Source organism: Chitinimonas sp. (assembly GCF_041904975.1).
Taxonomy (GTDB): domain Bacteria; phylum Pseudomonadota; class Gammaproteobacteria; order Burkholderiales; family Chitinimonadaceae; genus Chitinimonas.
Genome location: NZ_JAYRLZ010000196.1, coordinates 1 through 8,244 on the forward strand (window position 1 = coordinate 1; position 8,244 = coordinate 8,244).

An 8,244-nucleotide genomic window follows, 5' to 3' on the forward strand; every position below is an offset into this window, starting at 1 on the left:
TCACCGCAGGCCCGTAGACCAGCGTGGCAACGCCAAGCTGGACGCACACCGTGCTCAAAAGCACGGTGCTGACAGCCAGGGTGCGCGGCAGCATGGGCCGGGAAAAACCCCAGAACAGGCTGCGCCATGGCAGTTTGCCGGCGTGGTCGAGCTGTTGCAGGCCAAGCAGCACGCCGGCCAGCACCATCGGCACCAGCAACTTCGACAAAATCATGCCAAACAAGGGCACGCCGAGCTGCAAGACCGCCTCCACCACGACGGCGGCAATGGTCAATAGCAATAGCCGCAAAGGCGCCCGCCACCACAGCCGCCAGCCCTGTGCCCACCATTGCAGCGGCGCGCCAACCGCAATCGATTGCCGCATTGTCATCGCCATGTCCATCTTGCTACTCCCCTTATTGGATGGCGAACAGCATGCCGCGCAAGCCAAAGCAGCGGGCGCTGTCTGTGGCAAGCGGTCAGGCAGGCGGGGGCAGCGGTAGAAATCGCGGGGAAAGCGCAAATGCGCAAACGTCGTAGATACGCATAGCGCACAGGCAAGGCAGGATGCCGCGGGCGATGCCTACGGCTTGAGCCGCCACTCCTTGCGTACCTGCAGGAAGTAGCCATCCAGACCGTAGCGCGCCCACACCGGGCGCACTGCTTCGGCGAACAGGCCCTCGCGCAGGGCCTGGCGCAAGCCGGCCAGGGTGGCGGGTGCCGTGCCAGGATGGCAGGCCAGCCAGCGTTCGACGCGGGCCACGGTAAACAGCCGGTCGATACGCAAACCCTGTTGCTCGGCGGCCAGCTCCTGGCCGATATCGCCGATCAGCACATCAAAGCGCTTCGCCGCCAGCATGGTCAGGCCACGCGCTGGCTGCGCCAATGCCTCGTAGCGGACGGCAGCATCGTCAAGCACCTCGCGCACTTCGGCGATATCGATGCTGCCCACCTGATAGCGCTTCAAATCCGCCAGACCGGTGACCGGCAAGGCGGCATCATGGCGGCCAAACGCCCACACATACATCGGCGCCACCCGGCCGAGATAGAGCAGCACTTCGGCGGTGGCTGGCGCGTAGTTCAGGGCCAGCACGCAGGTATTGGCATTTTGCTGGGCATGCAGCAAGGCGCGTCGACCCGGCATGGCGACAACCTTCACCGGCAAGGCGCGCGCTGCCGCCAGCTGCTTGAATGCCTCGACATAGGGGCCGCTTGCCTCGCCCTTATTGTCGACCACAAACGGCGGCGCAATATCGACCAGCACGTTCAAGGGCTCGGCCGCCGCCACACCGGCCAGGCTGCAGGCCAGCAAGGCTCGCGCCACGCAGCTGACCAGGCGGTGACGACTCAGGCAGGCAAGGGACATGGATACAACTCAGTGAGCACCGGCAAGGCTGCCGGCAAACTGCGGTGGGGCGGGTACAGCACCATCGACAACTCCATGGATAAGCAGCCAGTGTAGTCTAGGCGCTGACCCAGTCACGTGCCGCCAGAAAATCGCTGAGCAGGGCTGCCTCGGGCGAACCGGCCTGTGGCTGGTAGTCATAGCGCCAGTTGGCCTGTGGCGGCATCGACATCAGGATCGACTCGGTGCGGCCGCCCGATTGCAGGCCGAACAGGGTGCCACGATCCCACACCAGGTTGAATTCCACATAGCGACCGCGCCGGTAGGCCTGCCAGTCGCGTTCATTCTGGCCAAAGGACATATCGCGACGCCGCGCCAAGATAGGCAGATAGGCGCCTAGGAAGGCATCGCCCACCGCCCGGGTCATGGCAAAGCTCTGCTCAAAGCCCAGCTCGCTGAAATCGTCGAAAAACACCCCGCCAATGCCACGTGGCTCATTGCGGTGCTTGAGGAAGAAATAGGCATCGCACCATTGCTTGAAGCGCGGGTATTTGTCGTCGCCAAACGGCGCCAGCGCATCTGCACAGGTCTGGTGAAAATGGCGGGCATCCTCGGCAAAGCCGTAATACGGCGTCAGGTCCATGCCGCCGCCGAACCAGAACACATCGGCCTCGCCGTCCTGATGCGCGCGGAACATCCGCACATTCATATGCACGGTCGGCACATAGGGGTTGCGCGGGTGAAACACCAAGGACACCCCCATCGCCTCCCAGGCACGGCCGGCCAGCTCGGGCCGATGGGCACTGGCGCTGGGTGGCAGCTTGTCGCCCATCACATGGCTGAAGCCGACACCGGCACGCTCAAACAAGGCGCCGCCTTCGAGCAGGCGGCTGATGCCGCCGCCGCCAGCGGGGCGCTGCCATTCATCATGGCGAAAGCTGCCGCCATCGGCCGCCTCGGCTGCTGCGATGATGCGCGCCTGCAGGTCGAGAAAATAGGATTTGATCGCAGCGGTATCCATGGCGGGTAAACCTTGTAAACGGATTGGAACTCTGCCAGCCGGGCATGGCAGTTCAGCAAGGGCGGCATTCTCGCCGACTTTTGGCGGATACGCACGCCGGGCGGGCCGCCCCCTCACCCGAGACGGCAAGCCCGGCGCTTCAACGCCGCTGCCATTGATAACGCACATCGGGGCAGCGCTCTTCATTGGCACTGCCATCGGTTGCATCCACCTGCGCCCAGCCTTGCCGCTCATAAAAGTGGCGCGCACGCTGATTGTCGGCAAAGCACCAGAGTTGGCGCTGCACACCATCGTTTTGCGCCAGCGCCAGCAGGCGCGCGCCCAGGCCCTGCCCTTGTGCTGCGGGCGCCAGATAGAGGTGATTGACCCAATCGGCATCAAAGGCGATAAAACCCAGCACCTTGCCCGCGCTATCGCGGGCCAGCCAGCACGCCTGTGTCGGCAGCGTGTCGCGCAAGAACCGGCGGGTGCTGGCAAAGTCGTGCAGTACGGGTAGCCAGGGCATGGCGGTGGCGCGGCTGTCGAGAAATAGCCGCGTCAGCGCATCAAAGTCGACCTGTGCCGTATCAAGTGGCTGCAATGCCACTTCAGGCAAGGGTCAGCTCCAGATTGTCGATCAGGCGTGGGCGGCCCAAGCGAGCGGCAGCCAGGATGACCAGAGCCTTGTCGCCCGGACGGGCATGTTCCAGCCGCTCCTGATCGCGGATTTCCACATAATCGACGCGCCAGCCATGGTTTTCCAGGTCGGCACGGGCAGTTTCGGTGAGTTTGACGAAGTCGCTATCGCCGTTCTGCAAGGCCGTGCGTATCGCTGCCAGATTGCGATACAGGCGCGGCGCTTCGGCGCGCTCGTCGGCGGTCAGATAACCATTGCGCGAGGACAGCGCCAGACCATCATCGGCGCGACCGGTATCCACCGGCACAATGGCGATCGGCATGTCCAGGTCCATCACCATGCCTTCGATCACCTTCAGCTGCTGGTAGTCCTTCTTGCCGAACATGGCGCTATCGGGCTGGACGATATTGAACAATTTGGTCACCACCGTTGCCACGCCTCGGAAATGGCCGGGACGGAACTGACCGTCGAGCTCGTGCTGGATGGCCGGCGGCTCCACCTTGTATTGCTGCTCGACGCGCGGATACAGCGCCGCCACATCGGGGTGGAACAGGGCATCGACCCCGGCAGCCTCGAGCTTGGCGCAATCCTCTTCAAAGGTGCGCGGATAGGTCAGATAGTCCTCCCCCTGACCGAACTGCAGCGGATTGACGAAGATCGATACCACCACCTTGCCGCCGCCAGCCTGATCGCAGGCGGCTCGGGCGGCGCGGCACAGGGAAATATGGCCTTCGTGCAGATTGCCCATGGTGGGTACAAAGGCGACAAAACCGGCTTGCCGGCGCCAGGCGCGCAGCTCGGCAATGGTGGTAAACACGTGCATGATGATTTCCGGAAAAGGGATTACACAGGGGTCCAGCACAATTGGGCGACAGGCTGATCCAGTCCGCCAATATGCCGGCCGCGCCCGCTGGCTGGCAACAGGACAAAGCCAAGCGCCTCGGCAAGCCGCCGCGCGCCGGCATTGCTGACCAGCGTATCGGCCAGTATGCGATGGTAAGCCAGTTCGGTGGCGCCGAACTGCAGCAAGGCGCGGCAGGCTTCCAGCGCATAGCCCTGGCCCCAGTGGGCTTCGCCCAGCTCGCAGCCAAAGCTGGCGACGCCGGGCTCGATGGTGCGCAGGCCGCAGGACCCCAGCAGGCGCTCACCCTGGTCGACAATCGCCAACTGCCACATCTGGCGCGGCGTGTGCGACTGCGCGGTGATAAAGCGCTGCAGCAAACCGGCGGTGAATTCCGCCTGCATTTCCTCTGCCGCATAGTGGCGCGCAAACGCCACGCCACTGCGCAGCGCGATATAGGCCGGCAGATCGGCCTGGACGAAATCGCGCAAGACCAAGCGATTTGTGCGTAACGGCAGCATGACAGCCTTAAAAGCTATGCTCGGCAGCCGGGAAGGTCTTGGCCTTCACTTCACGCACATAGGCCTCGATGGCGCCCTGGATGCTGGTCATGCCGTGCATATAGTTCTTCACGAAGCGCGCCTTCTTGCCCGGATACACGCCGAGCATGTCGTACACCACCAGCACCTGGCCATCGACATCGACGCCGGCGCCGATACCGATGGTCGGCACATGCAGGCTGGCGGTGATCTCACGGGCCAGCGCCGCCGGCACCAGCTCCATCAGCACAGCCGAGGCGCCGGCATCCTGCAAGGCGAGCGCATCATGCTTGAGGCGGGCGGCACCATCTTCGGTCTTGCCTTGCACTTTCCAGCCACCAAAGGCATGCACCGACTGCGGCGTCAAGCCGATATGGGCGCACACCGGAATGCCGCGCTCGGCCAGAAAGGCGGTGGTGTCGGCCATATAAGCGCCACCTTCGAGCTTGACCATCTCGGCACCAGCCGCCATCAGGCGGGCGCTGGCCTCGAATGCCTGCTCCTTGCTGCCCTGGTAAGCGCCAAACGGCAAATCAGCCACCACCATCGCCTGCTTGGCATGCTTGGCCACACAGCGCGTGTGGTATGCCATCTGGTCCATGGTCACCGGCAGGGTGGAGCTCTCGCCCTGGATCACCATACCGAGCGAATCGCCCACCAGCAGCATTTCCACACCGGCCTCGGCCATCATGCTGGCAAAGCTGGCGTCGTAGCAGGTCAGCATGGCGATCTTCTGGCCATCCTGCTTCATCTTCTGCAGGGTTGAGACGGTAACTTTCATGGCGAACTCCAGAGATGTATCAAGCGCTTGCTTTAAATCGGAACATTGAGGACGGCAGGATTATCGCAGCACATTCGCCAGCCGTTTTTCGTTGCGACGCAACAATAGCCGAAATGGGCGCCATGACTCAACCGCTGTTCGGCCGGCAAACGCCATTCATGCCTTGTTGAAATACTCGCGCGAGCTGCGCATGCCCTCGATCCGGCGCAGCAGCAGGCGGAAATCGTCGGCATTGTCGGCCAGATTGAGGTTTTCCGAATTGACCATCAGCACCGGCGCATCGGCATAGTCGTAAAAGAAGCGGCTATAGCGCTCGGCAAGGCGGCGCAGATAGCCATCGGCAATGCGCGCCTCGAAATCACGGCTGCGTTGGCGCACCCGATCAACCAGGGTATTGAGATCGGCCTGCAGGTAAATCACCAGGTCCGGCGTAGGCGCCTGTACCCGCAAGTGGCGGTAGATATCCGAGTACAGCCGGAATTCGTCGTCATTGAGGATCAGCTCGGCAAACAGCGGGTCTTTGTCGAACAGGAAGTCGGCCACGGTTGCGCCGGCAAACAGATCGATCTGCTGCAGGCTGGCCACCTGATCGACCCGCTGGAACAGAAAGGACAGCTGGGTGGGCAGGGCATAGCGCTGCATGTCCTGGTAAAACTTGGGCAAAAAGGGAATCGCATCCGGATTCTCCAGCAGCAGCCGTGCGCCCAGATGCTCGCCCAGCTTTTTCGCCAGCGTGGTCTTGCCCACACCGATCGGCCCTTCCACCACGATATACCGGTAACGCTCCAAACCCATCACCTGCTCCTGTCTGCCAGCACCGTCGCCGCGATGGTAAACGCAGCAGCGCTTGCCTGCCGCGCTTATTTGCGCGGTAGTGGCAAACAGCCAACGGAGCAAGCAGAAGGAAAGCAGCCTCCTCTACACCCGCCGTGGTGGCGGAGAGCTCGACACGTTCAGAGCCCCACCCTAAGCAGTGGTAATTTCAACTAAGCAATTTCTCACCTTTGCCGCAAACCCCTTTGAAAACAGGGCGATCCCGCTAATATGGCGGCCGTTCAATCCGTACAACCCAATAAGGAATCCACCATGCGTCGCATCGCAATCCTGACCACCATCCTGATCGGCCTGGCCACCACTGCACAGGCCAATGACTTTCTGCTGCACAATGAAACCGGCCACGTACTGACCAGTTTCATCACCCGCGAGAAGGGCCAGAAATGGAGCGCCAACTGGATCAAGACGCGCGGCATCAAGGGCGGTGAAACCTGGCATATGGAATTTGCCAACCCGGGCAAGAACTGCAATGTCGACGTCAAGGTCAGGTCCGACGATGGTTATGTGCACGACTATGTGATCGACTTTTGCAAGGCGTCCGAAATCTTCGTGACCGTCGATTCGATCCAGTACCACTGATATTGCAGGTAGCGACGGGCGCCCTGCCCGTCCCTATCAGCCCCGCTGGCGGCCATTTGCGCAGGCCGGCGGGCTGGCGGGCAGTGCCAGCTGCCCGGCTTTATCGCGCTCAGCGCAGTTTCTCTCCCCTTCCTCGCCGCAATCTCGCATGGTCGCCCCGACAAATACGGGCTAGATTGTCCTGTGCTATGCATGCGCAAGTCGATCGGCCGCCTGTAAACGGCATGACGGCTGGCGCATCCCCGAAATTCAGATCGAGGGTTATCCATGGTTGGCTGGAGGGCAGGTTTGCGGGTGAAATCCCTGCTGGCACTGCTGATTGCCTGTCTGCTGGCGCTACTGCCCGCCGGGGTACTTGGCTGGCGCGTGGCCGACGGCATTCGCGAGCACTTTGGCGCAGCCTTTGTGCGCAATTTCACCGCGCTTAACCGTGAAAAGATCCTGGCGCCGCTCAGCCGCGAGCTGGCGCTGTCGCAACGCCTGGCCGACTCAGCCGTGCTGCAGCAGTGGCTGCGCCATGAAGCCGGCGAAAGCGAGCGCGCTGCCGCAACACGTGAGCTGCACAGCTTCCGGCGCGGATTTCGCGACCATGTGCTGTTTGTCGCCTCGGCAATCAGCGGCCACTATTTCTTTGAAAGCGGTACAGCAGCGCAGGAACCCAGGGCCGCCTATACCCTCAGCCGCAACGAAAGCAAGGACAGCTGGTTCTACACCAGCCTTGCATCAAACGTACCGTACAACATCAATGTCAATTACGACCGCCAGCTCAAAACCACCAAGGTCTGGCTCAATGTCCTGATACGCGATGGCGAGGCCTTGGGCATTGCCGGCACCGGGCTCGACCTTTCCGGTTTCTTGCGCGAATTCATCAGCCGGGGCGAGGCCGGGGTGACACCGCTGATTGTCGATGATCACGGTGCGATCCAGGCGCACCCCGATGAATCACTGATCGTACTCAATGCCGGCGCCGGCCTTGCCAACAGCAACCGTACCGTGTTCGATCTGCTTGATGACCCGGCAAGTCGCAACGCCATGCGCACCGCCATGCAACATGCACGTGCGCAGCCGGGCCTGGTTGCCAGCGACTGGGTGGCACAAGGCGGGGTACGCAAATTGCTGGCGGTCAGCTATATCAGCGAGCTGAACTGGCATGTGATCACCCTGCTGGACCTTGATGCCAGCTCGGTAGTCGATGCCCACTGGCTGTGGCTGGCCTTGCTGGCAGTTGCCTTGCTGATCGGCGCGCTGCTGCTGGGTTTTGCCGTGGCGATCGAACGCATGGTGCTCAAGCCGCTGCGCCATCTGCAGGCCTCGGCCAGCGCCATTGCCGGCGGCAACTATGCGCTCGACTTGCCGGTGCGGCGCGATGACGAAATCGGGGAACTCAGCCAGGCATTCGGCACCATGGCCAGCAAGGTGCAGCGCCATACCCAGGAACTGGAGAGCAAGGTGCGCGAGCGCACCGCTGCCCTGCTCGATGCCAACCAGCGCATCGTCGCCGCCCACCAGCAGCTTGATGATTCGATCCGTTACGCCAGCCTGATCCAGCGTGCCATCTTGCCGGACCGCGATATGGTGCGCTCGCTCGGCGCCCAGCACTTCGTACTGTGGCGGCCGCGCGATGTGGTCGGTGGCGATTTCTATATCTTCCGCGCCGACGGACCCAACTGCCTGATCGGCGTGGCTGATTGCGCCGGCCACGGCGTGCC

General features: G+C 62.6%; 10 protein-coding genes. 2 read left to right on the forward strand and 8 right to left on the reverse strand.

The window, feature by feature from the left end:
• From ACE3OH_RS16055 to ACE3OH_RS16090, 8 genes are all read right to left on the reverse strand, one after another.
• The coding region (locus ACE3OH_RS16055) for a hypothetical protein (protein ID WP_374355168.1) at positions 1-370 on the reverse strand (370 nt) is incomplete at its 3' end.
• Positions 371-562: 192 nt separating this feature from the next.
• Positions 563-1,345 (reverse strand): hypothetical protein, encoded by a 783-nt coding sequence (locus ACE3OH_RS16060; protein WP_374355171.1) that lies wholly within the window; start codon positions 1,343-1,345, stop codon positions 563-565.
• 97 nt (positions 1,346-1,442) lie between these two features.
• Positions 1,443-2,345, reverse strand: a complete 903-nt coding sequence (hemF, locus tag ACE3OH_RS16065; RefSeq protein WP_374355174.1) for an oxygen-dependent coproporphyrinogen oxidase — start codon at positions 2,343-2,345, stop codon at positions 1,443-1,445.
• A gap of 139 nt (positions 2,346-2,484) precedes the next feature.
• A complete protein-coding gene (locus tag ACE3OH_RS16070) occupies positions 2,485-2,931 on the reverse strand; it encodes an N-acetyltransferase family protein (protein WP_374355195.1) in 447 nt (148 codons plus the stop codon).
• Position 2,932: 1 nt separating this feature from the next.
• Positions 2,933-3,784: a pantoate--beta-alanine ligase gene (panC, locus tag ACE3OH_RS16075; protein WP_374355177.1), complete on the reverse strand. Its 852-nt coding sequence runs from the start codon at positions 3,782-3,784 to the stop codon at positions 2,933-2,935.
• Between the two features lie 20 nt (positions 3,785-3,804).
• Positions 3,805-4,323 (reverse strand): GNAT family N-acetyltransferase, encoded by a 519-nt coding sequence (locus ACE3OH_RS16080; RefSeq protein WP_374355180.1) that lies wholly within the window; start codon positions 4,321-4,323, stop codon positions 3,805-3,807.
• Positions 4,324-4,330: 7 nt separating this feature from the next.
• A complete protein-coding gene (gene panB / locus ACE3OH_RS16085; RefSeq protein ID WP_374355183.1) occupies positions 4,331-5,122 on the reverse strand; it encodes a 3-methyl-2-oxobutanoate hydroxymethyltransferase in 792 nt (263 codons plus the stop codon).
• A gap of 156 nt (positions 5,123-5,278) precedes the next feature.
• The gene (locus ACE3OH_RS16090) at positions 5,279-5,917 is read right to left on the reverse strand and encodes a deoxynucleoside kinase (RefSeq protein ID WP_374355186.1); all 639 of its coding nucleotides are present in this window, start codon (positions 5,915-5,917) and stop codon (positions 5,279-5,281) included.
• Positions 5,918-6,208: 291 nt separating this feature from the next.
• On the opposite strand from ACE3OH_RS16090, the gene ACE3OH_RS16095 reads away from it, so the two are divergent.
• Together ACE3OH_RS16095 and ACE3OH_RS16100 are read left to right on the forward strand one after the other, a co-directional pair.
• The gene (locus tag ACE3OH_RS16095; protein ID WP_374355189.1) at positions 6,209-6,535 is read left to right on the forward strand and encodes a hypothetical protein; all 327 of its coding nucleotides are present in this window, start codon (positions 6,209-6,211) and stop codon (positions 6,533-6,535) included.
• A gap of 294 nt (positions 6,536-6,829) precedes the next feature.
• On the forward strand, positions 6,830-8,244 hold a 1,415-nt coding region (locus ACE3OH_RS16100; RefSeq protein ID WP_374355192.1), incomplete at its 3' end, for a HAMP domain-containing protein.

Bases quoted from the DNA above. Each gene is read 5' to 3' on its own strand.
- ACE3OH_RS16080 (WP_374355180.1), bottom strand. From the start codon at position 4,323: ATGCTGCCGTTACGCACAAATCGCTTGGTCTTGCGCGATTTCGTCCAG.
- ACE3OH_RS16060 (WP_374355171.1), bottom strand. From the start codon at position 1,345: ATGTCCCTTGCCTGCCTGAGTCGTCACCGCCTGGTCAGCTGCGTGGCG.
- ACE3OH_RS16095 (WP_374355189.1), top strand. From the start codon at position 6,209: ATGCGTCGCATCGCAATCCTGACCACCATCCTGATCGGCCTGGCCACC.
- ACE3OH_RS16090 (WP_374355186.1), bottom strand. From the start codon at position 5,917: ATGGGTTTGGAGCGTTACCGGTATATCGTGGTGGAAGGGCCGATCGGT.
- hemF (WP_374355174.1), bottom strand. From the start codon at position 2,345: ATGGATACCGCTGCGATCAAATCCTATTTTCTCGACCTGCAGGCGCGC.
- panB (WP_374355183.1), bottom strand. From the start codon at position 5,122: ATGAAAGTTACCGTCTCAACCCTGCAGAAGATGAAGCAGGATGGCCAG.
- panC (WP_374355177.1), bottom strand. From the start codon at position 3,784: ATGCACGTGTTTACCACCATTGCCGAGCTGCGCGCCTGGCGCCGGCAA.